The organism is Chitinophaga pinensis, from assembly GCF_007896845.1.
Lineage (GTDB): Bacteria > Bacteroidota > Bacteroidia > Chitinophagales > Chitinophagaceae > Chitinophaga > Chitinophaga pinensis_C.
Genome location: NZ_VOHS01000007.1, coordinates 119,804 through 144,090, shown reverse-complemented (window position 1 = coordinate 144,090; position 24,287 = coordinate 119,804). Strand labels below are relative to the sequence as shown.

The 24,287-nt window shown below is 46.0% G+C and carries 18 protein-coding genes; 4 read left to right on the top strand and 14 right to left on the bottom strand.

Features of this window, described 5'->3' with window-relative positions; all coding sequences use genetic code 11:
- Positions 1–404 precede the first annotated feature (404 nt).
- Positions 405–656, top strand: a complete 252-nt coding sequence (locus FEF09_RS09620) for a hypothetical protein (protein WP_012794788.1) — start codon at positions 405–407, stop codon at positions 654–656.
- A 5-nt stretch (positions 657–661) separates the two neighbouring features.
- Here FEF09_RS09620 and FEF09_RS09615 read toward each other — a convergent pair whose 3' ends face one another.
- The 4 genes from FEF09_RS09615 to FEF09_RS09600 all read right to left on the bottom strand — a co-directional run bounded on the left by FEF09_RS09615 (position 662) and on the right by FEF09_RS09600 (position 5,820).
- Positions 662–1,540 (bottom strand): DUF4249 domain-containing protein, encoded by an 879-nt coding sequence (locus FEF09_RS09615; protein WP_146304909.1) that lies wholly within the window; start codon positions 1,538–1,540, stop codon positions 662–664.
- On the bottom strand, positions 1,541–4,171 hold the full coding sequence (locus FEF09_RS09610; protein WP_146304908.1) for a TonB-dependent receptor: 2,631 nt from the start codon (positions 4,169–4,171) through the stop codon (positions 1,541–1,543).
- Between the two features lie 20 nt (positions 4,172–4,191).
- Positions 4,192–5,142 carry a FecR domain-containing protein gene (locus FEF09_RS09605; RefSeq protein ID WP_146304907.1) on the bottom strand — a complete coding sequence of 317 codons (951 nt, stop codon included), beginning with the start codon at positions 5,140–5,142 and terminating at the stop codon, positions 4,192–4,194.
- Positions 5,143–5,304: 162 nt separating this feature from the next.
- Entirely contained in the window at positions 5,305–5,820 is a 516-nt protein-coding gene (locus tag FEF09_RS09600; protein ID WP_146304906.1) for an RNA polymerase sigma-70 factor, read from the bottom strand.
- A 150-nt stretch (positions 5,821–5,970) separates the two neighbouring features.
- Between FEF09_RS09600 and FEF09_RS09595 the strand changes: the two genes are divergently transcribed.
- Both FEF09_RS09595 and FEF09_RS09590 read left to right on the top strand, forming a co-directional pair.
- Entirely contained in the window at positions 5,971–6,993 is a 1,023-nt protein-coding gene (locus FEF09_RS09595) for a quinone-dependent dihydroorotate dehydrogenase (protein WP_146304905.1), read from the top strand.
- A gap of 165 nt (positions 6,994–7,158) precedes the next feature.
- Positions 7,159–7,608, top strand: a complete 450-nt coding sequence (locus FEF09_RS09590; protein WP_146304904.1) for an ester cyclase — start codon at positions 7,159–7,161, stop codon at positions 7,606–7,608.
- A gap of 67 nt (positions 7,609–7,675) precedes the next feature.
- Here FEF09_RS09590 and FEF09_RS34700 read toward each other — a convergent pair whose 3' ends face one another.
- The 10 genes from FEF09_RS34700 to dnaB form a co-directional block, all read right to left on the bottom strand.
- A complete protein-coding gene (locus FEF09_RS34700; protein ID WP_409994850.1) occupies positions 7,676–8,068 on the bottom strand; it encodes a hypothetical protein in 393 nt (130 codons plus the stop codon).
- Positions 8,047–9,675, bottom strand: coding sequence for a glycoside hydrolase family 127 protein (locus FEF09_RS09585; protein ID WP_409994849.1), 1,629 nt, complete (start codon positions 9,673–9,675; stop codon positions 8,047–8,049). Before FEF09_RS09585 ends, FEF09_RS34700 begins: the two co-directional genes overlap by 22 nt.
- A gap of 11 nt (positions 9,676–9,686) precedes the next feature.
- Positions 9,687–11,303 (bottom strand): RagB/SusD family nutrient uptake outer membrane protein, encoded by a 1,617-nt coding sequence (locus FEF09_RS09580; RefSeq protein ID WP_146304903.1) that lies wholly within the window; start codon positions 11,301–11,303, stop codon positions 9,687–9,689.
- An 18-nt stretch (positions 11,304–11,321) separates the two neighbouring features.
- Positions 11,322–14,681, bottom strand: a complete 3,360-nt coding sequence (locus FEF09_RS09575) for a SusC/RagA family TonB-linked outer membrane protein (protein ID WP_146304902.1) — start codon at positions 14,679–14,681, stop codon at positions 11,322–11,324.
- 189 nt (positions 14,682–14,870) lie between these two features.
- The gene (locus FEF09_RS09570; protein WP_146304901.1) at positions 14,871–15,707 is read right to left on the bottom strand and encodes a FecR family protein; all 837 of its coding nucleotides are present in this window, start codon (positions 15,705–15,707) and stop codon (positions 14,871–14,873) included.
- An 85-nt stretch (positions 15,708–15,792) separates the two neighbouring features.
- Positions 15,793–16,320, bottom strand: coding sequence for a sigma-70 family RNA polymerase sigma factor (locus FEF09_RS09565; protein ID WP_186774259.1), 528 nt, complete (start codon positions 16,318–16,320; stop codon positions 15,793–15,795).
- Positions 16,321–16,535: 215 nt separating this feature from the next.
- The gene (locus tag FEF09_RS09560; RefSeq protein ID WP_146304899.1) at positions 16,536–17,099 is read right to left on the bottom strand and encodes a hypothetical protein; all 564 of its coding nucleotides are present in this window, start codon (positions 17,097–17,099) and stop codon (positions 16,536–16,538) included.
- 52 nt (positions 17,100–17,151) lie between these two features.
- Positions 17,152–17,856 carry an RsmE family RNA methyltransferase gene (locus FEF09_RS09555; RefSeq protein ID WP_146304898.1) on the bottom strand — a complete coding sequence of 235 codons (705 nt, stop codon included), beginning with the start codon at positions 17,854–17,856 and terminating at the stop codon, positions 17,152–17,154.
- 116 nt (positions 17,857–17,972) lie between these two features.
- The gene (locus FEF09_RS09550) at positions 17,973–19,325 is read right to left on the bottom strand and encodes an MATE family efflux transporter (protein ID WP_146304897.1); all 1,353 of its coding nucleotides are present in this window, start codon (positions 19,323–19,325) and stop codon (positions 17,973–17,975) included.
- A gap of 78 nt (positions 19,326–19,403) precedes the next feature.
- The gene (gene dnaB / locus FEF09_RS09545; RefSeq protein ID WP_146304896.1) at positions 19,404–20,978 is read right to left on the bottom strand and encodes a replicative DNA helicase; all 1,575 of its coding nucleotides are present in this window, start codon (positions 20,976–20,978) and stop codon (positions 19,404–19,406) included.
- Positions 20,979–21,759: 781 nt separating this feature from the next.
- On the opposite strand from dnaB, the gene pheT reads away from it, so the two are divergent.
- Positions 21,760–24,192 carry a phenylalanine--tRNA ligase subunit beta gene (gene pheT / locus FEF09_RS09540; RefSeq protein WP_146304895.1) on the top strand — a complete coding sequence of 811 codons (2,433 nt, stop codon included), beginning with the start codon at positions 21,760–21,762 and terminating at the stop codon, positions 24,190–24,192.
- The last annotated feature ends 95 nt before the right edge of the window (positions 24,193–24,287 follow it).

Here is a 24,287-nt window from a genome sequence, read left to right as displayed (position 1 = left end):
TTTTTACTCCGCCATGCTCCGGCAAGATCTTAGAAATAAGTTATCGGGCACCAGACACCGGGAAGTACAGTATTGACACAGCAGTGCCCTCTACGGAACTTCGCAGTTTTCCGGTACAGTTTACCAGTATGAAAAAATATTAAGAGTTATCTGACAGCCGAAAATGATATAAGGATATATCAGAAATGGTCTGGCAGTTGCGGCGGAGTAATTGAGTAGTGCAAATCTATGTCATAGAAATGTAACGAACTAATCAAATCGGGAAAATTTTATGACAATCTTTACGCAAATGGGAAATATTTATAAAATTCAATATTTCTTCAGGAAGTTCCCGAAGGGGTTAAACTAAATACTTTCTGCTGTTGTTGTTTATATATTACCTATCACCGGAAAAATTAATACCCATGGATTGGGATGAAATACTAAATCCATTATCGCCTTACTATCAGAGTGCGATGCAGGAACAACAACAACTTGTTAATCTGCAGGACGGTCTGATATCTGCCGCCAAAGAGCTGATGTCATCCGTATATCCGCAGATCTATCATCTGGAATCAGCGGGCTATACAGAACTCGAAAACACCATTATTTCAGAATGCGTAAAACTGTCGTGTAAGCTGAATGATATTATTCTCAAATACCAGATAGAGAAATAGAGCTGCTATTCTACTGCGAATGAAAGCCTGCCGGCGTTCACCCCCGCAACGATGCCATATCCGTTCTCCACATTGGAATAGATATCCTCCGGATTCAGCGTAAAATCAATGCCGTCTTCCAGTCGCTGATCAGATGTGGCATCCAGATACCTAAAGGCACCCGTGGTCAGATTGCTGACTTCCACTATCATATAGGAAGCAGTGACCTGCTTGCTGGTCTGTAATACGAACAGCACATCTTTGCCGCTTATACGCTCATCGCTCAGCAACACTTCGCTGTTGTAACTATTGCCAATAATATCGGCAAAGTTGTTATTAAACGAAGGGTCTAGTCTGAACTTTACTGTATCGCGCTTAAAAGGGGTGATAATACCGTTTACAGTGTCTGCATTATACACGCGTATTCTGTAGTAGTTTTTCTCGTTAACATTGTCTTTCAGGGTAAAACGTACCCTGTTGCCCAATTTTTGTGCTACGCCATCTCTGATATCAGGGCGCTGTGGTGTACTATCTGTGGCCGCTACACTGGTCAGTCCGCTGTAATTAACAGTGATCTTATATTGACTTCCCGCGCGGGCTGGTGCATGGGATACATAATATCCTTTCCCATTGATCACTTTCCACCCGGGTGCCGGCATTGTTTTGCCATCTTCGTACATCGAAACAACCGCATTTTTCAATTCCGGGAATTTCAGATTCTGATATTCTCTTACCGGTTTGCTGGCAGTCACTCTGATATACACAAGGCTATCCGGCTGGATCAGTGTGTTCAGCACGATCTTATCACCATCATAAGGTATCGCAATCCTGGATTCCTTACTGCAGGCAGAGAATATAAAAGTGCATAATATTGCAATAACAATAAACGGACGCATACGTTTCATTTAAAATTTAATTGCGTAAGTCACGCTTGGCAGAATAGGCAAAATGCTGACCTCAGCCAGATATCGCTCCTGTTTCTCCCTGTCGGTAACAATCGTGTAAAAGAATGGATTCTGCTGATTATACGCGTTGTACAGACTGAATGTCCAGCTCTTTGTCCAGAGTCGTTTTTTCTTACTGTAAGTCGCGCTAAGATCCAGACGGTGCATCGGTGTAGTACGATACTTATTCCTGTCTCCCATATGATCAAGTATAGGATCATTCTGTGGCGGATCATAAGGGGAAGGATCATCAATCCCTTCATAACTGGCATTGGGTAACGACAGTGGTGTACCCGAAGCATATTCCCAACTGGCGGATAATTCCCAGCGTTTACCCAGTTTTTGCGTGATCACTACTTCCAGATCATGCCGGCGATCGTATTTGTAAGGGAAAGTCTTCCCATGATTTACACCCGGAAAAGTTCTTTCTGACCATGCCAGTGTATACCCTATCCAACCGCGGGTTGTCCCTTTCTTTTTCTCCAGCAATAACTCAGTGCCATAACTACGTCCCTTTCCGATATCCACTACTTCGTCCCAGTCTTTACCAGCGCCATTGAACGGAGATGCAGATCCTTTATACTCTATCACATGATCCATGGTCTTATAATAGGCTTCAAGAGACATGGCATACATGCCTCTTCTGCTGGTTTTGGATACACCGAAAGAACCCTGTCGTGAGAACATCGGTTTGACCCTCCCGGATGATGGAACCCACAGATCAGTGGGCAGACTCGCCGCATTATTGGCCAGCAGATGCAGATACTGCGTCATATGTGTATAAGATCCTCTCAGCACCCATCTGTGTGGTAACTGATAACGGATGCCCAGCCGGGGTTGTATAGAATTATAGAAACGACCGTCTACCAGAAAACCGGAAGCATGTACCCCCAGATTCAGCCAGAGATTATGCAGTGCATTCCACTCATCTTCTCCGTATACATACAGCTCCTGTCCGACCGAAGTAACATCTCCGTAAGTAGTATCTACTGCCGGCTGATCGTTACCATTGTCCTGAAATACAGATACACCTGGTGTAAAAATGTGTGTGATCCCACCTGCACCAAATTTAATTGTGTGTTTGGGTTGTGGTCTGTATTCGAAATCCATTTTCGCTACTGCATTCTGGATCCGGGAATAGTATTTACCGGATAATATACCTGTATCCAGTGTATTCAGCGGCTTATAGTAGTATTTATAGTCGGTGGAGAAATAATACTGGGAATAATTCGCTGTCACATTTGCAAACATCTTCGGACCAAACACATGGTTCCATCGCAGGGTACTGGTATAATTTCCCCACAGGAAATTAGAACGGCTATCGCCGTAATAGGTACTGATACCGCCATCCGAAGCACCTTCTTCCCATCTTACACTCAGCTTATCCTGTCCTACATAAGCACTCAGATAGATACGGTCACGGGGAGAAAAAATATGGTTGATCTTCACATTTGCATCATAGAAATACACATATGCTTTGCTCTTCGGCCCCGTCTGGGTGTTATTGTTCACCGCGAGATCATTCATGAGCATATCAGTATGTGAGCGACGGGCTGACACAAGGAAAGAAGTTTTGTTCTTTTTCAGTGGTCCTTCTACCATCGCCTTCGCAGCAATCAATCCGATAGATGCCTCGCCATGATATTGCTGCATATCTCCGTCTTTCAGAGAGATATCCACAATGGAAGACAAACGCCCGCCGTAACGGGCGGGAAATGCCCCCTTATAGAAATCTGCGTTCTTGACAATATCAGGATTGAAAACAGAGAAGATACCAAAGAGGTGTGAGACGTTGAAAATAGGCGTACCATCCAGCAGTACAAGGTTCTGATCCGGGCTGCCTCCCCTCACATTCAGTGATCCTCCGCCATCCAGTCCGCCGGAAACTCCCGGCAAAGCCACTATCGTGCGCATCATGTCTGCTTCTCCCAATAAACGGGGCATGGATTTAACAGCTGCGGGAGATACATTCAGGCGGCTGACGGTACTCTGCTCCGTCGGGCGGACTGTATCCACTATCACTTCCGGTAAACTACTCCGGGGGTGCAATGATACTATTACAGGTGTATATTCATCTTTCCGGGCAGGCAGACGGGCGGGTTCATATCCTACATAAGAAACGGTCAGACTACTTGTATCCCGGGGAATGGTGATACTGAAAAAGCCAAATTGGTTTGTCATAGTCCCCACATGTAAAATGGGGGAATAGACGGTAGCTCCGATCAGCTTCTCGCCGGTCTGGTGATCCTGTACATATCCGCTGATAGTAGAAGTAGGATGTTTTCTTACTGTCAGTACTATCTGATCGCCGATACGGGCAAAAGAAATATTGTAGGGGCTAAAAATTTCATCCAAAGCTTTTTTCAGAGGTCTGTTCTGTACGTTGATAGTGACCAGTGGTGAGAGGTCCACAATATTACGGCTATAAGAAAAATGGATACCGTACTGTTGTTCCAGTATAGTACATACTGTTTCCAGCGGCTGGTCTTTTACGGCCACGCTGATTTTCATTCTCCAGTCCCACTCTGACGCCTGTACAGAAATACTGATCAATAGCATCCCCAGCAGGAATCTACCAAACAGTGACATCATTCGTTTTAAGGTTGTAACTATTATTCATCATGCTTCTTTAATGTGACACCTGACGCTCCTTTTTCTATGGTCGCATTGGTCATAAATGCGAGTGAGGCCAGTATGTTGTCGGCTGTTTCGCCGGTAAAAGTGGCTGTCACCGGCAGCTCCAGCAATGTACTGTCTGCGGTAACGGTTATGTTATACACTAATCCGATAGTCTCTAATACCTCCGACAAGGGTGTATCTGTAAATGACAATTGTTTGCCAACGGCATCCGCCACATGTGCAGCTACCCGGAAACGTCCCTTTTCCTGTTGTTCCAGCAGCATACCGGCAGACAACACTATGCTATCACTGCTACGGCTATCGCTGACCATCACTTCTCCCGTATCTACATGCACACGGAAAGGCCCTGTTTTACCGGCTGTTTCCACCGTAAACCGGGTACCCAGCACTTTAATAGTGCGTTCTCCCAGCCTTACTATAAACGGACGGGTAGCGTCTGACGTTACAGTAAAGAGTGCTTTTCCTTCCAATGTCACTTCCCTTTGTATCTTACCGAAGCCGGATGAGACTTCGAGCAGGGCATTATCTTCCAGCCGGATCGTGGACCCGTCTTTCAGATAAGCGACCGCTGGCCCTGTATATCGCTGTACCCGGTTGCTTCTGGCTGTCAGCCACCACCATCCTGTTCCTGCTGCAATCAGCAAAACAGCTGCTGCGGCCCACCAGCTACGTCGCTTATGACTAACGGTCATCCCACCCATATGGACACTGAGAGACTGCCAGGCACGTTCCGTATCCTCCGGGGTCACCTGTATGGCTGGTTGCCCCTGAAGCAACTTTTCCAGTGAAGCCAGTAAGGCCGGATGTTCCGGATCGCTTTTCAGCCATTCGTCCACCCATTGGCGCTCAATTACATCGGCTTCACCGAGCACGTATTTACATAGCAAGGCATATAGTGCCTCGTCAGCATTCAGTTTAGTCATCGAACAGTTTGTAGTGTTTTAAACAGGTGAAAGCCGTGCCGGAGCACGTACTGACTTTCCCCGGTAACAGGACGCAGGTTATAATATCTTTCCCCTATAGGGATACGTAAATATTTTGGTGCACATAACTGCCAGGATCCCCCGGTGGGCATATATCTGCCCTTAAAATAGTAAAAGTAACAGGCTAAGGTAGTCCTTCAGTTCCCTGTGCATAATTTTTAATGCTTTTCCCATCTGATTTTCTACCGTCTTCACAGAAATGTTCATCACTTCGGCAATCTCATGGTACTTCAATTGCTGCTGACGGCTGAGTATAAACACTTCACGACACCGTTCGGGGAGTACTTCCAGAGCTTGCTGATACCTTTTTTCCAGTTCCCATACCGGTGATTGTACGGGTAGATCGGCTGCCTGAAGATGACCGGCGGTCTGCTCTTTTTCCTGCCTCACCGTCTCCTTCCGCCAGTTGCTGATCGCCGTATTCCGGATCGCTGCCAGCAGGTAAGACCGGGGTGCGCCTGTAATATCAATAGCCGCTCTTTTCTCCCACAGTCGCAGGAATACTTGCTGCACTACCTCCTCCGCCTCGTGGACATTACCAGTGTAATGCACGGCAAAAGCGAGACAGGCGGCATGATGTTCTCTAAAGATATCTTCAAATGTTTGGCGGTCCAGCATTGGTTAAAAGCGGTGTAAAGATATAATATATACCCGGTTTTGCTGTGTTATCACCTGACAATCATTCTGTACAGACATACAAAATGTGTATTATGCGTCTGCTGTAACGGACTATCGGTTATTGTCTAACTTATTTATCTTTGTGCCCGCATGTACAATTTTATTAAGAATATACTCTTCCGCTTTCCTCCGGAAAGCATCCATTACCAGGTAATGAAGGGCCTGCAGGTTATGCATGGCCTTCCTCTGGGAAAAAATATGCTCCACTCCTTTTGTCAGCCGAAACGTAAAGGACTGGAAAGGCAACTCTGGGGACTGACCTTTAAAAACCCTGTCGGACTGGCTGCAGGTTTTGACAAGGACGCCCGTTTTACCGACGAACTGGCCAGTCTGGGCTTTGGCTTCGTAGAAATCGGTACTGTTACGCCGGTGTCTCAACCGGGTAATGATCAGCCACGTCTGTTCCGCCTGCCGGCAGACAAGGCGCTCATTAACCGTATGGGTTTCAATAACGGAGGCGCTGTTGCAGCTGCCAAACGCCTGCAAAAAAGGAAATCCGATATCATCATCGGGGGTAACATTGGTAAGAACAAGATCACGCCTAATGAGGAGGCGATCAGTGATTACGAAAAATGTTTCCATGCTCTTTTTGATGTGGTAGACTATTTCGTGGTGAATGTGAGTTCCCCGAATACGCCTAACCTGCGTGCATTACAGGAAAAAGAGCCACTGAAACAGTTGCTGCATCACCTGCAGACATTGAACAACCAGAAGAGCAAACCCAAACCAATACTCCTGAAAATAGCACCCGACCTGACTACCAGTCAGCTGGATGATATCATCGAAATCGTACAGGAAACCCAACTGGCGGGTATCGTAGCGACCAATACAACTATTGACCGCTCCAATCTGGAAACGCCTGTTGCAGAAGTAGAAGCAATCGGCGCGGGTGGACTGAGCGGTCTGCCGGTAAGAGAAAAAGCGACTGAAGTTATCCGGTATATTCACAAAAACACCAATGGCGCTGTGCCCATCATCGCCGTAGGTGGTATCTTCACCGCTGCTGATGCACAGGAAAAACTGGACGCAGGCGCATCACTGGTACAGGTCTATACAGGCTTTGTATACGAAGGACCAACCATCGTGAAGAAGATCTGCGAAGGATTACGTTAATCATCCTTCTGGCCGATAATATTACAAAGGGTGTTCGCTATGTAGTGAACACCCTTTGCTTTTATTCCACTATCCAAAAACTGAAAACACTACTAATAACCCTGAAATCATCACCATTATACTACCCGCTCCCTGACTGACCTTTGCCCTGTAAATATCAATAACATGAAGACACCGGATATACAGGCAGCACCATTGAGTGCAGAAGAAATACAAGCCATAAAAGTATTTTACAGCGCATGGAAAGAGCAGCAGCCAGACCTGCTGGATACCGTCTGTGCATCTGACTGGCAGGATATTCCAATGGCGCCCGGACAAGCAGATGGTCCACAGGGTTTAAAAGATATTATCCGCAGCTTTGTCAGCAGCTTCCCGGATATAGAGATCGTCATTCATGAGATCATGGGTGTTCATGAACGGGCTGCGGTAAGAGCTGCAATCACGTTCACACACAATAAAGCTGTATTGGGTATTCCGCCAACCAATCAAAAAGTGAGCGTGCCATTACATGAGTTTCATTATCTGAAAGACGGGAAACTCACACATACCTGGCACATGGAAGACTGGTTCGGATTACTCGTACAGAGTGGTGCATGGACTGCAGAAGGACTGTAAAATAGTTGTTTACAAAAATGGCTGTCCGCAGTAACCGGACAGCCATTGCTTTATCTCCTATTATTCCTTATTGTGCCAGTATATCCACATCTGCGATCTTCGCAGGAAACCAGACATTCATCTCTCCCTCACCCCTGTTTGCCCATGCATAATAAGGGATCAGTGTAATTTGTCTCGGTGTAGTATTCACCTGTTGTTGCTGCACATCTACATTGACACTTTTGCCTTCTCCTTTCAGTACTACCACCCCATTCAACAGATCTTTTCTTTCTTCCGGCCGGAATGTCGCGGGAAGCAAAAGGTTACTGGTACGACCCTCATTATCCTTCCATTCTGCACAATACATCAATGGTCCACGCTGAATGGCAACTTTACCGATATCATCTTTGATTTTATTATCCGCGAGTACTTCATGTGTATCCATCGGCAGTTGCATTTCTACAACATCTTTTTGCTCCATTTTCTTTTGATTACTGCATAGCCCTGTTCCAGCTGATAGTCAACCGGCTGACCATTTACTTTGATCACTACTTTGTGTTGATCCTGCTCTTTGAAATGATACAGTCCGCCGGGAATCGCCTCCTGTCTTGCCCATCCCGGTACACGCAATTTTAACGCAAAATCCGTTGCCTTCTCCGGTTCAATATTAAAACGCAGGTCTCCATTCCATGGATAATTGTTCGTCTGTACAATCTTCACTTTCTGTTTTTCTACCTGTATATTGGCTGTACTGCTGATGAACAGATTGACATATACATCCCGGGCTTTCTGTGCGTAGATATAACCGGGTAATGAAGGCAGAAAACGCGCCATATTAGTAGGGCAGCAGGAACACTCAAACCATCCGGAACGGCCCGGCTCCATGCTATGATGATGTACACCATTTCTGATCTGCATGGCATTGGTATAGAAGAAGGATTTACCATCCAGTCCGACACCAGCTATCAATCCGTTGTACAACACTTTTTCCAGCATATCCACATATTTCGCGTCGCCATGCAACTGAAACATACGTATGTTCCAGAAGGCATTGCCGATGGCTGCACATGTTTCATTATATGCGGTAGCATTAGGCAATTCATAATTCTCACCAAAGCGTTCTCCATCGGGAATAGCACCGATACCACCCTGCACATAGATCTTCTTTGTAGCCATATTGTCCCAGATCCTGTCAATGGCATGCAGGTAAGCCGTATCTCCATCCAGTGCAGCCACATCGGCCATCGCTGCATATAGATACATCGCTCTTACGGCGTGTCCTACGGCTTCTGACTGATTTACAACCGGCTCCTGATCCTGCCAGTACTTACCATTCTCCCACTGATTTCTGCTCTTTGGATTATACTGACGTTTCCCTCTTTCGTCAATAAAGAACCTTGCCAGTTGCAGGTATTCCTTTTTACCCGTGATGCGATATAAGCGTACCAGTCCCATTTCTACCACTTCATGCCCCGGTGCCACACCACGTTTTCCCGGTCCGAATGTCAACACCAGCAAGTCCGCATTCTTCAAAGCGATATCCAGAAAGTTACGTTTACCGGTAGCAAGATAATGTGCGCTGGCAGCTTCAAACATATGGCCGGAGTTATACAGCTCGTGACTCAGTTCATGTTCTCTTACCCAACGTTCCGGACCTGCCCAGTCGTGCGGATGCGCCGGATCTATTGTACGGGCTGTATACAGATAGCCATCCGGCTCCTGTGCTTTTGCGACAATCGCGATCAGTGAATCCACATAGGCATCCATCTTCTTATCTGGTGTGACTGCCATTGAATAAGCGGCGCCTTCAATCGTCTTATAGATATCCGTATCATCGAAAGGATATTTTGTACAGAACTTCCCTTCCTTTGCTGCTGCCATTTCAAAGTTCTTCACACGGCCTGTACTTTCACACCTTGCAAAGGAAGCCGGAATGGTGACTGTATGATTCACACGGATCCGTGGCAGCCAGAAGCTGTCGGTCAGTTTTACAGCGGTGATATCCACCCCTCTTACAGGATAGTCTGCCTGCTGTGCACATAAAGGCAGGGCATACAGCAGGGCCAATGTTAACAATTGTTTCTTCATAACCTTTATTATTAATAACCAGTATTCTGCTTCAGATTGCCGTTCTTATTGATTTCAATACGGGGAATAGGAAAGAGTGTACGATAGTCTCCATTCGGAGAATGTGAGAACCACGCTTTCTTTGTAAACACCTTAAAACGGATCATATCCTGTCTGCGGCGATCTTCCTGATTAAACTCCCATCCCAGTTCATCGAGAAAGCGGCCATACTGTACATTGTCGCCGCCTTCAATTGTCTGATTCAGGTGATTACGCAGACCATAGTTATACACACTTCCCTTCACAAGATCGGCGGCTGTTACGATTGCCTTCTCCGGATGATCTGTGAAGTTACGGCGTCTTACCTCCGTCACCAGATCCGCAGCCGCTGCTGCTTTTCCATCTCTCAGCAGACTCTCTGCTTTCATCATCAGAATATCTGCATATCTGAATAAGGGCCAGTCATTGCTGAGCTGTACATTCGCATTCTGTTTGATTTCAAATTTACCCAGACGGAAACCATGGATCTCTTCTGAAAGATCGATACCCGGTACTTCATTGACAAATGCCAGAGGTTTTCCGGTATAAGCACCCATCGTACAATTAAGCGGTTCGCCGGCAGCGCTGTATTGCTGTCCTTTGATCCAGTTATCCCGGTAACGGGCATCATCCGGATCAAAGGTGTTAATAAACTGTGGAATAGCACAGATACCGCCCCATGGCGTAGACTTCAGGTTATAAGTCGCCTGACTTGCCGGTTGCAGTGTCTGCATGTGTATATCAAATGCGTTCCAGTCAGTCACATATGTCTCATCGAAAGGCAGTGCGAAGATGATTTCTTTTGAATTCTCATTCTCTGTAACAAATAAATTACGCTGTATCGGTTCCAGTATAAACCCTTTGCCGGAATTGATAATTGCATCACACGCAGTGATACAATCACTCCATGCAGCTGTACCTGTGTAGACTTCGGCATTCAGATACATCTTAGCCAGCAAGGCATAAGCCGCCCATTTATTGAATTTACCATAGGTGGATTTATCATTCTTATCACTCAATAAACTGATATTGTCTTTGATCTCTTTGATGATGAAATCGTATACCTCTTTTCTGGTACGTTGTTCGGGCAGGAAGCCATCAGGCACGTTAAAGTCCGTCACGACCGGCACATTTCCATATACATCACACAATACATAGTAATAAGAAGCCCGCAGTACTTTCAGTTCTGCCAGTGTCTCTTCCTTGCCGCTGGTAACGGGTATCGCACCTGATTCCAGCTGATAGATCACCCTGTTGCAATTGGTAATACCAGCATAGGTACGTCCCCAGGTGTTGATTGTCACATCGTCATCAGAAGTCCATTTATGTTCATGTAAACGACGGTAGATACCTCCATCTACCCAACCGTTGGGTCTCGCGGGCACTACGGCTTCATCTGAAGTGGCTTCCTGAATACGTGCATATCCATTCCAACCATTCAATACAATACGCCAGTTTACATAAGCTGCACCTACCAGCGATGCAAGGTCCTGTGCAGTAGGTTCAAATTGTCCGGCTATGATCTGATTATAACTATCATCTTTTAGTTTGGTACAGCTACACAGGATGATGAATGTAGCAAGCAATATTTTTTTTGCAGTATGTTTCATAACAGTAGCATTAACGGATCAGAAACTCATGTTTACACCAACAGTAAATGTTCTCACAGACGGATATTTATCTCTGTCATCAGCACCCGGTGCAAGGCCCAGTCTGTTTACTTCGGGATCTATCCCTTTATAACCTGTAATGACAAAAGTGTTGAGCGTGGATACATAGACTCTTGCGGCGTGCAGGTATTTCGATTTCAGGTTAGGGATGTTATATCCCAGTGTGATGTTATCTACCTTCCAGAAATCGCCATTTTCCACATAGTAGCTATTGAACTCCAGAGGCATATCCTTACTCAGTATGGCCTTACCGAACACCTTATCATAGGCTGATTTCAGGCGGTTATACTGTTGCAGACCGGTATTCTCATAATACATCCTTTGAAAATTCAGTATCTGATAATCAAATGCACCACGCATGGTAATATTCAGGTCAAATCGTTTGTAACGGAAGCTGTTGTTCCATCCGCCGTAATATTTCGGCAAACCATTTCCGAGTACACGTTTATCTTCAAAAGCGTGCTGGTAATCATCATAATTGACGGGTTTACCATCACGACCTTCATACACCCATTTACCATCCTGAGAAATATCCACTACTTTGAAACCATAAAAGTCACCGATCTTGTCTCCGATGTTCACAATGTGTGTGAATGTCTGGATAGGTTCACCGGTGCCGCCGGTAGTAAAGTAGTTATTGGTAGCCTTGTATATATTATTGGAAAGGCTGAGCAGTTTATTCGTATTGGTTGAGAAGTTCACACTGCTGCTCCATTCGAAGTCTTTTGTTTTGACAGGGATAAAGTTGACGATCACTTCAAGTCCTTTGTTCTCCATCTTACCTACGTTCGCGCGGGTAGAAGAAAAGAGGTTTGGCGGACTAGGCACCTGATAGTCATACAACAGCCCATTGATACGACGGATGTAATAATCCACACTACCGCTGATTCTACCCTGAAACATTGAGAAGTCAACACCTGCATTGGTTTCATGTTTTTCTTCCCAGCGAAGGTCCGCGTTAGGATTCTGTGAAGGTCCGAGTGTCTGTATCCACACGCCATTAGAATATACATAAGCGCCATAGCTCAGAATAGCTACGCCAAGGAACAGGTCAGTCGGTTGTGTACCGGTAACACCATAACCTACACGCAGTTTCAGGTCATCGAACAGACTTTGTCTTTTCATGAATGCCTCATTACTGATACGCCATCCTGCGGATATTGCCGGGAAGTTACCCCATGGCTGTTTCGTACCATACAATTGGCTCGCCGCTTCATGTCTTAAACTGGCCAGTAACAGATAACGATCATCGAAACTATAGGTTGCCCTGCCAAAGAAACCGATCAGGTTTGTTTCTCTCTTTTCGCTGTATTCAGGTGCCAGTCCTTCTTTCAGGGCTTGTCCGATACCAATGTTATTATAGGTAAAACGGTCTGTCGGGAAATCCCAGTTCTGTGCCCAATGGGTATTAAATTCATTTTCCTGATAACTATAACCACCCAGTAAGGTAAATTTATGTCGTCCTACATTCTTATTGTATTGTGCGGTCAATTCCATGAGCCTGTCAATAGATTGTGTACTTCCTACAGAAGCATATCCATTCCGGCCATCTCTCAGGGTGGAGATATGACGTTTGGTCTCAGCATACCCTCTATCCTCATTATAACGCGTATAAGAGAACAATGCAGACAGTTTCAGTCCTTCGACAGGCAAGAGGGTCAGTGAGCCATTTAAACGCGAATTCTGGGAGGTATTACGTCCATCGCTTTCATATAGTCTTGACAAGGGATTTTCATAGTTAAAGAGCCCTGTCTGCTCATACCAGTTTCCCAGAGAATCACGTACCGGTGAAGTAGGATTACGGATCATGGCCTGTCTGTAGGTATATCCATTGAAACTGAATCCATCACCTGTAGTGGTATATTTATTATTCGCGTTCAGCATGCCAAGATTGATACGTAGTTTATCATCCAGCATACTATGGTTGATATCGATACGACCGGTAAATGTGCGGTTGTCTGATTTCTTCATGACACCTTCCAGAGAACGGTAGTTCACGTTAGCGAGGTAGTTTGTTTTACTATTGCCGCCCCGGAAAGTCAGGTTATGTACATGTGTGAGTGGTGTCTGCGATATTTCTTTCAGCCAGTCGGTATTAGCGCCCTGATTCCAGGAAGCGTCTCTCAGCCCTTCTGCGATCTGTTTACGATAATCATCCGCAGTCAGCATTTCCGGTTTGCGGGCAATCTTCTGTGTACTGACATACCCGCTGTAATCAACGGAATTACTGAATGTACCACTGGCTCTACGGGTGGTGATGATGATCACACCATTTGTACCACGCGTACCATAGATCGCAGCAGCAGAACCATCTTTCAGGACGTCTACTGACTCGATATCTTCCGGTGCTACGGTCTTAAGATCGCCGGGGATACCATCGATCAGTACCAGTGGATTCGCATTTGCGCCCAACAGGGTTGTATTACCACGCAGCAGGATTTGTGAACCACTGGTAGGGTCTCCGCTTGGTGTACCGATAGACAAACCGGCTACTTTGCCTTGTAACAGCTGACCGGCATCCAGTACATTCCCTTTGACAAAACTTTCTGACTTCACGGTAGCAACAGCGCTGGTCAGATCGCCTTTCCGCAGGCTGCCATAACCAATTACGACAACATCGGCAAGGGAGTTTTCGCTTAATGCCAGCTGGATGTTCAGCTGACTACGGCCTCTTACAGCCACTTCCTGTGTACGATAACCGATATAACTGATCAGCAGAGTATCTGCATCTCCTCTTGCTTCGAGTGAAAAGACGCCTTTATCGTTTGTCATAGTGCCCGCACGGGAAGCTTTTACGACGATACTTACACCCGGTAGCGGCATTCCTTTTTCATCGGTCACTATACCTGTGATGACTTTCGCCATTCCTGCGGGAGGTGTGATACCTTCGGCGACAGCCTGCATAGCGGCTGACATCGGTCTTCTTTTGATAATGATATAATTGCCATCCTGTACATAGAACAGTTCATCGGGCAGCAGTATATCCAGCACTTCTTTCAGGGAGCGTTTTGTTCCTTCAAGGGCGGGAGTGGGAATGCTGCCGGCGAGTGTGCCATCCACAATAAAAAAGAAGGGGGCCTGCGTTTCGATACGCTTCAGGACTTTGTCCAGTTTTCCTTCTTTGGTGTTGAGCTGCAACATGACGGTACTGAGGTCTTGTCCACTGGAGGGACGGGCCATCAGCAGAAATGTTGTCGTGCACAGCACCATCATTATCATGATCACAGTACGCATCAGCTTAAATAAGAGATCAGGTAAATAATATATCAGCCGGGATGAGCGCATAGGCATCCCTGACAAAATACCGGAGTATTTCATATCTTTAAATGCATTTTGTATGATGTAATAGAATACAAAGCCGTAGCGCCTGTTTGCATGTATGGTTTGCAGACTTTGATGCAGACAGCGCTATGTTTATCCTTTCCTTTCAGGAAAGGATTTTTTATGTGGTGTTGCCTGGGAAATTGTTTGTTTGTTTCATAACGGGATTACTTATTGTGCGTGAAATTATAAACTGCAACCTTGTCCGCTGATATACACATCCTGCTGATCTTCGCTAAGGCGGAACGTGGAATTGTTGATCTTACATAATAGTCCGAGTATTCTCTCCAACGTGGCATGTTCATCAAAGCTGGCGATGAATGTACAGGTACGCAGGGCATCATTTTCAAAGTAAAAAGTGACCCCATATTTTCTGCTCAGGTTATTCGCCACTGTTTCAAATGTTTCATTGTCTATCTCAAACCTGCCGTGGATCCAGGCGTGGGCAACCGTAGCGTTCACTGTTCGTTCGACTGTCATCTTTTCCAGCGTGATCTGTTTGTTGGCTGTTAATATGCTGATATGTTTTTTTTCATCCTGTACCTGAATCTTTCCGGAAGCGACGGTAATAGCGACGGCTTCATTATTATATGCTTTGATATTAAAAGATGTACCCAGTACTGTCGTAATACATTTGCCTGCTTTTACGATGAATGGTTTAGTCCTTTTACTGACGTCAAAAAAACCTTCTCCGGTGAGGGTTACTTCCCGTGAAAGCGTATCTTCCCGGTATTGCAGTTTGCTGTCTGCATTCAGCCATACGATGGAACTATCCGGCAGTACGATCCTGTTTTGTTGTTCGCGAGGTACATACACTGCCATTTTCCGCCCTTCCGGTTTTTGCATGATCCACCAGATACCTGCTGCCAGTAACAATGTAGCGGCTATGCCTATCCACCGGACGGGAATACGGTGCTTTTCCTCCTCTTTCCCATACCATTGCATCAGGGCTGCGGTTTCTTCTTCGGTTGCATTACCGGCCAGCCACTTACGTGCAAGAGAACGAATATAGTCGTCAGACATCGGCTTCAGTATTGTATATTATATATAGAGTGTTAAACTGACAATTTACCCTTGCTGTAAATAAAATATTTTTTTGAGGGAGGGTTCAGAGGAGCGCACCGTACAATGCGCTTAGTTTTACACGCAGGGTTTTCAGGGCTTTTGTAAGGTGGCCTTCTGCTGTTTTAGGAGATATATCAAAAGTTTTCGCTGCCTGTAACAAGGAGTGGTCCAGCAGTTTATTATACCGGAACACTTGTCTGCTTTTCTCCGGTAATTCATTGGAGATGGTTTCTATAAGCTGTAATAATAAGCGATCGCTGACAAGACTTTCCAGATCGGCATGCCCACCCGCCAGTTGCGGTGTATGCGACAGGGCTTTCATACGGGAGGCAATCGTCTGTTGCTTAGCGATGTAATGAAATACGGCGTAACGGGTGATGGCAAAAAGGTAATGTTTCAGGACGGAGATTTCAATATCGTGTCTTTTTTCCCAGAGAATGATGAATGTGTCCTGTACGATCTCTTCGGCGACTTCCTTTACCTGCAGGCGTTTCAGGGTAACATGATACAGCATATCCCAGTAACGGTTGTACACTTCGTTAAAAGCGTCTACCGAGTCAGTCCTGATCATGTCCCACAGGTATTGATCCGTGTGTGTGGAATCCGGATGGATGCGAGCGTTTTTCACCGTGAAAAAGTATAAAGACGTTACATTGTTCTACATACCCTTATAAGTGTGTAATCTACAATTAAATCTTAACTTTTCCAACAGGGCAGGGCGGTTTATTACCCTTACATCATCTGTAAATTGGTTATTAAAGACGGATATCAATCCGGTAAGCCGGGTTATTCTAATTCCAGGTTTACCTGTTTAGGGTGATTGAATTCGTACTCTATAGCATAGATATCTCCTTTTTTAACCGTTTTTCCCTTCGGGAGGGCTTTTGTGCAATACAGTGTATCACTTAAAAATTCATAAGAAAATGTAATCGTGCTATCAGTAACGGTTTCTATTGTTGCCCCGGTCCTGATACTATCTCTATTGGTCATTAGTGGTTTATCAAAATTCACCCAACTGTTCTGAGGTTTTTTACTGTCGTACAACACCTCGTAAATGAAGGCATCACGGTCAATGGAAAAATCGGGTGAGATTATCTGTTCTTTATTATACTGTCTTCCACCCACAAAATATTCTACTCCTGCTCTTCTTTCCCCGGGATCCGCTGACTGATACAGCGCTCTACACTTTGTCCGTGTATTACTATTTCTGATCTGTTGCATTATTTCCGCTTCTCTCGCTTTTTCCAGAAACGAGCTGATTTTTATTGCAGTTAAGACCATCAAAGGAGTAATGCAAACGACACATATCGCGATAATGATATTCTTTCTGCTAAAGGTATAGGTATTCATAAACTGTTAATGCTTTTGCGTATCGACTAAGAAGGGATAAACATGTGTATTGTTAACCGCCGGCATTCACCGCATTCATCATGGTACATCCGACTACGCCGGCCGTCTCTGTACGCAGGCGGTTATCACCCAGAGAAACCGGTTGAAATCCTTTATCCAAAGCCAGCTGGATTTCTTCGGGGGTAAAGTCGCCTTCGGGTCCTATCAGCAGCAGGCTGTCTTTTCCCGGTTGCATGGCTTGCCAGAGATGTGTTTTTTGTTCCGGCAGACAGTGTGCAATCAACAGCTGCTGTGAGGGCGGTTGTTGGACTAATGCATCGAAGGAGGCGGGGGCGGTTAATTCAGGCAGATAATACTGTTGTGATTGTAACATTGCAGATACGAGGATATTCTCAAAACGGTCTGCGCGGAACTTTTCCTTTTCAGTACGCTGGCTCACCAGCGGGATGATCATCTGCATGCCTATTTCGGTAGCTTTTTCAAGGAACCATTCTATACGGGAGGAGTTCTTTGTAAAGGAGATCGCAATACGGACCGGTGATGATACAGGTGGCATCAGTTCATATTGTTTTACGGTGACTATACATTTCTTCCGGTTATCGTCAGTGATGGTGGTTGTATAACGGCCACCGCGTCCGTCGGTTAACAGTACTTCATCGCCTTTCTCATGTCGGAGTACCATGATACAGTATTTTGAAGTAGGCTCGTCCATGGTATAATGTCCTGACTGCGGAGTAATGTCTTTTGCGTAAAACATGATTGCCTGTTTAATTTTTGCAAATATCGGGATGATATGATTCAGTACAATGCTGACAGATAAAAAGAGCCTGTATCAAAAGTATGATACAGGCTCTTTTTATCTGTCAGGCAGCTTTATTTTGCATATGCGCCTGCCAATACTGCTTTTGTCTTATGTTGGAATCTGAAGAATAAGAGGATGGAGGCGGTCAGCAATCCGATCAGCAATCCCCACCAGATACCCTGTATACCGAAGTTCAGGTAGATACCGAAGAGATAACCAATCGGCAATCCAAGGCCCCAGTAAGCGAGCAAAGTGATCACAGTCGGTACGCGTACATCTCCCAGACCACGTAAGATACCCAATCCTACTACCTGTGTACCATCAAACAGCTGGAAGAAAGCGGCGATGATCAGCAGGTGAGCTGCGATATCTATCACCTGCGGATCACTGATATACATCAATGGCAGCAGGCGGCATCCCAACATGAAGATCAGGGCGGTCGTACCCATCATGACGAGTACCATATGATAACTGGCAATGGCGGATGAGCGCAGGTCTTTCCATTGTTCGGCGCCAAAGTGGTTACCGCTTTTTATGCCGGCGGCGGCAGAGATGCCACTTGCCATCATATAGGTGATAGATGCAAGGTTGATGGCTATCTGGTGAGCTGCCTGTTCACGGGCGCCGATCCAGCCGGCCATTACGATGGCGCCACTGAATGCGCTTATTTCGAAGACATATTGTAAAGCCACGGGTGTACCGATACCTAATAGTTGTTTCAATGCTGCGCCGGACAGATACCGTTGTCTGAATTCCAGCAGATAGGGCTTAAAACGGGGAGAGCGCAGTACATACCATGCCATAGCCACCCCCATTAAAGTACGGTCAGTCAGGGTGGCGATACCGACACCTACTACGCCCATTTTAGGCGCACCAAACAGGCCATATACCAGCACGATACCAAGTACGATATTCAGTACGTTGCCGATGATACTGATATTCATTGCCTGCCGGGTAAATCCCAATCCTTCTGCAAACTGTTTGAATGTCAGGAAGATCATCAATGGGAAAAATGAAAAGCCCAGCAGTTGCAGGAAGGGTTTTGCCAGTACGCGTACCCTTTCTTCCTGTCCGAGGAGATCGAGGTGATTACTACCGATGATAATAAAGGCGGATAATAAAACGCCCAGCAGGATATTGATTGCAAGACTGTGACGCAATAGATAACCACAACGGGAGAGATTCTTTCTTCCGTTTTCCTGTGCGATCAATGGTGTGAGTCCGTAGGACATGCCGATGCCCACTACCATGAAAATAGAAAAGAGGCTGCTGCCCAATGCTACGGCAGCCAGTGGCACATCACCGGTGTGACCGATAACGATGGTATCGGAGAAAGCGACCATGGTGTGTCCCAGCTGGGAGATCACGACCGGATAGGCCAGTTGAAAATTGTCTTTATAGTACTGACGATATTTAGTCCACATAATAATTGCTTCAATAGGGGGTAATAAAAAAGGCGTCCGGTGTCGGACGCCTTTCAGTATTGCTACTAATCTCTTTTGCTAAAAAGGAGCGTCTTCAAAACCTTCGTCGAAGTTCATGTCGTTCATGCGGGAACCCTTCTGGATATACAGCTTCGCTTCATCGTTGCCGCCACCACCTGCGTCGTGGTTACGCATACCTGCGAATGCGTTGCTGCTGCCTCCACCTGGGTTTTCCAGACTACCATCATCTTCAAAACGCTGGAATTCGAGGATTGCGCGCAGTTTGATGGTATCGAGCTGACCGTTACGGTGTTTCGCGATACGAACGTGGGTTTCACCTTTATTGGACTCACCCATTTCATTCGTATTGATCTCGTAGTATTCGGGACGGTACAGGAACATTACCATGTCGGCATCCTGCTCAATCGCACCAGATTCACGGAGGTCACTCAGCTGTGGCATCTTGTTACCATCTTTACGTTTTTCCACATCACGGCTCAACTGGGACAGTGCGAGGATCGGCACCTGTAACTCTTTCGCCAGCCCTTTCAGGTCACGCGAGATCTTACTGATCTCCTGCTCACGATTGGAACCTTTACCGTCTGCGCTACCACTCATCAGCTGCAGGTAGTCGATGATGATGACTCCTACGCCGTGGTTGTGTACCAGTCTTCTTGCTTTTGCGCGGAGCTCGAAGATGTTGAGGGCCGGGGTATCATCGATGAAGATGGGTGCTTTTGCCAGGCGTTCGATACCATGAGTCATCAGCTTCTTCATTTCATACTCTTCCAGTTTACCTCTGGTGATCTTTTCGAGTTTTATTTCCGACTCGGCGGACAGGATACGTTGTACGATCTGTCCGGAGGACATCTCAAGCGAGAATACCGCTGCTCCTTTCGGGAAGCGGGGGTGCAATGCTGCATTTCTGGCGAGGTTCAGTGCGAAGGCGGTTTTACCTACCGCGGGACGTGCCGCGATAATGATAAGATCCGTTGACTGCCATCCATACGTCACTTTATCGAGTGAAGGGAAACCGGAAGGCACCCCTGTGATATCATCCCCTCTGTTACGGAGGTCTTCGATACGTTTCATGGTATTCACCAATACGCGGTCGATACTGTCGTAGTTCTTGCGCAGGTGATTATTGGTTACCTCAAACAGTTTACTTTCAGCAGAGTCGAGGAGATCAAACACGTCGGCCGTATCCTCGTAAGATTCGCTCAGAATCTCACCGGAGATACGGATCAGTTCACGCTGGATGAACTTCTGCAGGATGATACGGGCGTGCGCCTCTATATTGGCGGACGATACCACCATGTTGGTTAACCGGGTAATATAATAAGGACCTCCCACTACTTCCAGCTCACCCATGGAGCGTAGTTCTTCCACTACAGTCAGGATATCCACCGGCATGGATTTACCAGCCAGGCGGGTCATCGCTGTAAATATTTTCTGATGTGCTTCTACGTAAAAACATTCACCTTTCAATATCTCTACTACCGTGTCAAAAGCGCCTTTTTCCAACATAATGGCTCCCAATACGGCCTCTTCCATCTCCTTTGCCTGAGGAGGAATCTTGCCGTACATCATGGTAGATACGTCAACGGACGGTTTGCGCCGTACGTTGCGGTCCTTCTTAAGATTGAGATCCATTTATATATTTTGTGATTAGTCTGTTAATCAAAAAGTTATATGTCGTGGCTTCCTTAGTTATAATTACAATTTTATTGTACCAGCTGAGCTATTGACATTTTATGAAATTGTAAACTTTTTTGGGCCGTAAAAACTAAGGTAACCGCATTTTTTCATTTTCTACAATTTGCCCGGGTATATAATTTATAAGGTGACATCCACATGTTATGCACCCGCAAAATGGCAGTTATACACTGACTGGCATTTCATTATCCACTTATTATACACACACTTCACATGCAAAGGTGGGATATTCACATAATATGTGCAAAAAAGTTTATTCACCTTGACTTGTTGTTTTGCACATTGGCTCGCTGTAATTATAGCAGCGTTCGCTATCCGGTTGATAACCATCTGGAAAATATCATTTGGCCGTCGCAGATTCGTCGCTAGTTCGTCGCTTGTTCGTCCCTTCTTCGAACGAGACACTTTTGCCAGTATAAATGACTGGCAAAACGGATCTGCACGCGTATATTTCACTTGTTTTGTATGACGGTCCGCAGTACATTCATTCTCTTCAGGTTCAATCGTTTATATTTCGTATATTGATAAAGTGTCCCGCTTTATGGGTTGATTCCTGCTTATACTATACTCTGATTATACTAATGCTACGTTAATGCTACGTTCATCACGTAGCATTAACGTAGCATTAGTATAATGTAACCCTTGTATATGAATCGGCTGACTGCCTATGGACTATGCATGAATTACACTAACTTTACGCACTTATATAATTTTACAAATGACTATTTCGTACAATTGGCTGTGTGACTATTTGCCGGTTAAACCCACACCGGAGGAACTATCTGTTATTTTAACGCGCATAGGTCTTGAGGTGGAAAGCCTGGAGCAATTCGAGTCCGTTAAAGGCAGCCTCGAAGGACTGGTGATCGGCGAAGTCCTGACGGTAGCCCCGCATCCCAATGCCGATAAACTCCGACTGACAACTGTAAATACCGGTCAGGGTGAGCCCCTGCATATCGTATGTGGTGCTCCCAATGTAGCTGTCGGACAAAAAGTAGTGATCGCTCCGATAGGTGCGACTATTTACCCTGTCAGCGGTGAACCATTGACCATGAAGAAGGCGAAGATCCGTGGAGAGGAAAGTCATGGTATGATCTGCGCTGAAGACGAGATTGGTCTGGGTGGCAGTCATGCCGGCATTATGGTACTGGATGCTTCCCTGCAAGCTGGTACACCGGCCCGTGAAGTATTTAAACCTGTACAGGACTGGGTATATGAGATTGGTCTGACGCCTAACAGAATGGACGCTATGAGCCATCTGGGGGTTGCCAAAGACGTCTGTGCGTACCTGAACAATACCGAAAACACGCTGAATCACAAAGCTTTAGTACCTGCCTTAACGGCTCTGCCGAAAGCAGCTACCCCGCTTGCTATCAGTGTGGAAATCGAGAACCAGACTGCTTGTCCGCGTTACAGCGGCATCTCCATCACCGGTGTGAAGATTGCTCCTTCTCCTGACTGGCTGAAGAACAAGCTGCTGGCGATAGGTGTAAGACCTATTAATAATATTGTGGACATCACCAACTTCATCCTGCATGAAACCGGTCAGCCGCTGCATGCATTTGATGCGGATGCGATTACCGGTAACAAGGTGATTGTTAAGAATCTGCCACAGAACACTTTATTTGTAACGCTGGATGAAAAAGAGCGTAAGCTGGATGCTGCTGATCTGATGATCTGTAATGGCAACAGCGAGCCAATGTGTATTGCCGGTGTATTTGGTGGTTTACGTTCCGGTGTGACAGATGCGACACAGAACATATTTTTGGAGAGCGCGTGGTTTAGTCCGGCGAGCATCCGTCCTACCTCTTTCCGTCATGGTCTCCGTACAGATGCGGCTGCCCGTTTTGAAAAAGGTGTGGATATCTCCGGCACTGTGTATGTATTACAGCGTGCGGCTGCATTGATCTGCGAACTGGCAGGTGGTCAGGCGGCATCTGAAGTAATTGATGTATATCCTCAGCCTAAGCAGCAGACGGAGGTGACCAGCACCTGGTCTTATATCCGTAAACTGAGCGGCAAGGCTTATCCGGAGGATAAAATTGTAAACATCCTCAGCAGCCTTGGTTTTGGTATACTGGAACGCGATGGTGAAAAGCTGCGTGTGAGTGTGCCTTACAGCAAACCTGATATCAGCATCCCGGCTGATATAGTGGAGGAAGTAATGCGTATTGACGGTCTGGACAATATTGAGATTCCATCTCAGGTATTGATCACACCGGCTGCGAATCCGAAACCTGACAAGGAGAAGGTACGTGAGAAAGCGGCTAACTATCTGGCAGCGAATGGATTCAACGAAATATTCACCAACTCTATTACCAACAGCAAATACTTTACACCGGAAGTACTGGAGCGCACGGTAAAGATGATCAACAGTCTTAGTGCTGATCTGGATGTCATGCGTCCTTCTATGCTGGAGACCGGTCTGGAGAGTGTATCGCACAACCTGAACCGTCGTAATGACAACCTGTTGTTCTTCGAATTCGGTAATACTTACGCCGTACAGGAACAGGGTAAATATGAAGAAACTGCTCACCTGAGCCTTTACCTGACTGGTCAGAAGAGAACAGAAAGCTGGATGCATAAGGCAGAACCGGTTGATTTCTTCTTCCTGAAAGGGTATGTACAGAATCTGTTCCGTCAGCTGGGCATCAATGGCCTGCAGTGGGCAGAAGAGGAGACTGACGGCATACAGCACGGCTGGCAGATCCGTGTCAAAAACAAGCCGGTTGTAAATCTTGGCGCGGTTAGTGCACAGAAGCTGAAACAATTTGATATTAAGCAGCCGGTATGGTTTGCCGACATCAACTGGAATATTGTATTGGGATTACTGCAAAAAAGCGATAACTTTTACAAGGAAATACCGAAGTTCCCTGCAGTACGTCGTGACCTTGCGCTTATCCTTGACAAACAGGTTAAGTTTGCGGCGGTTGAGGCAGCTGCGAAGACGGTTAAGTCTGCACTCTTACAGGATCTGAACCTGTTTGACGTGTTTGAAAGTGAAAAGCTGGGCGCCAACAAGAAATCTTACGCGGTGAGCTTCACCTTTCAGGATGCGCAGAAAACCCTTACTGACAAAGAGATCGATGCAGTAATGGATAAGCTGGTAAAAGCATTTGAAGGGCAGTTACAGGCGGAGATCAGAAAATAGTTCAACAGTTGCAGTTGACGAATTATGGATGAAGAAAAATCATGCGTAATTCGTTGACTGTTTTAAACAAAAAGCCGTTTCATTCGTAATTTGTA

Excerpts from the sequence above, each read along its gene's own strand:
- FEF09_RS09620 (WP_012794788.1), top strand. The coding sequence starts at position 405 with ATGGATTGGGATGAAATACTAAATCCATTATCGCCTTACTATCAGAGT.
- FEF09_RS09615 (WP_146304909.1), bottom strand. The coding sequence starts at position 1,540 with ATGAAACGTATGCGTCCGTTTATTGTTATTGCAATATTATGCACTTTT.
- FEF09_RS09610 (WP_146304908.1), bottom strand. The coding sequence starts at position 4,171 with ATGATGTCACTGTTTGGTAGATTCCTGCTGGGGATGCTATTGATCAGT.
- FEF09_RS09605 (WP_146304907.1), bottom strand. The coding sequence starts at position 5,142 with ATGACTAAACTGAATGCTGACGAGGCACTATATGCCTTGCTATGTAAA.
- FEF09_RS09600 (WP_146304906.1), bottom strand. The coding sequence starts at position 5,820 with ATGCTGGACCGCCAAACATTTGAAGATATCTTTAGAGAACATCATGCC.
- FEF09_RS09595 (WP_146304905.1), top strand. The coding sequence starts at position 5,971 with ATGTACAATTTTATTAAGAATATACTCTTCCGCTTTCCTCCGGAAAGC.
- FEF09_RS09590 (WP_146304904.1), top strand. The coding sequence starts at position 7,159 with ATGAAGACACCGGATATACAGGCAGCACCATTGAGTGCAGAAGAAATA.
- FEF09_RS34700 (WP_409994850.1), bottom strand. The coding sequence starts at position 8,068 with ATGGAGCAAAAAGATGTTGTAGAAATGCAACTGCCGATGGATACACAT.
- FEF09_RS09585 (WP_409994849.1), bottom strand. The coding sequence starts at position 9,675 with ATGAAGAAACAATTGTTAACATTGGCCCTGCTGTATGCCCTGCCTTTA.
- FEF09_RS09580 (WP_146304903.1), bottom strand. The coding sequence starts at position 11,303 with ATGAAACATACTGCAAAAAAAATATTGCTTGCTACATTCATCATCCTG.
- FEF09_RS09575 (WP_146304902.1), bottom strand. The coding sequence starts at position 14,681 with ATGAAATACTCCGGTATTTTGTCAGGGATGCCTATGCGCTCATCCCGG.
- FEF09_RS09570 (WP_146304901.1), bottom strand. The coding sequence starts at position 15,707 with ATGTCTGACGACTATATTCGTTCTCTTGCACGTAAGTGGCTGGCCGGT.
- FEF09_RS09565 (WP_186774259.1), bottom strand. The coding sequence starts at position 16,320 with ATGATCAGGACTGACTCGGTAGACGCTTTTAACGAAGTGTACAACCGT.
- FEF09_RS09560 (WP_146304899.1), bottom strand. The coding sequence starts at position 17,099 with ATGAATACCTATACCTTTAGCAGAAAGAATATCATTATCGCGATATGT.
- FEF09_RS09555 (WP_146304898.1), bottom strand. The coding sequence starts at position 17,856 with ATGTTTTACGCAAAAGACATTACTCCGCAGTCAGGACATTATACCATG.
- FEF09_RS09550 (WP_146304897.1), bottom strand. The coding sequence starts at position 19,325 with ATGTGGACTAAATATCGTCAGTACTATAAAGACAATTTTCAACTGGCC.
- dnaB (WP_146304896.1), bottom strand. The coding sequence starts at position 20,978 with ATGGATCTCAATCTTAAGAAGGACCGCAACGTACGGCGCAAACCGTCC.
- pheT (WP_146304895.1), top strand. The coding sequence starts at position 21,760 with ATGACTATTTCGTACAATTGGCTGTGTGACTATTTGCCGGTTAAACCC.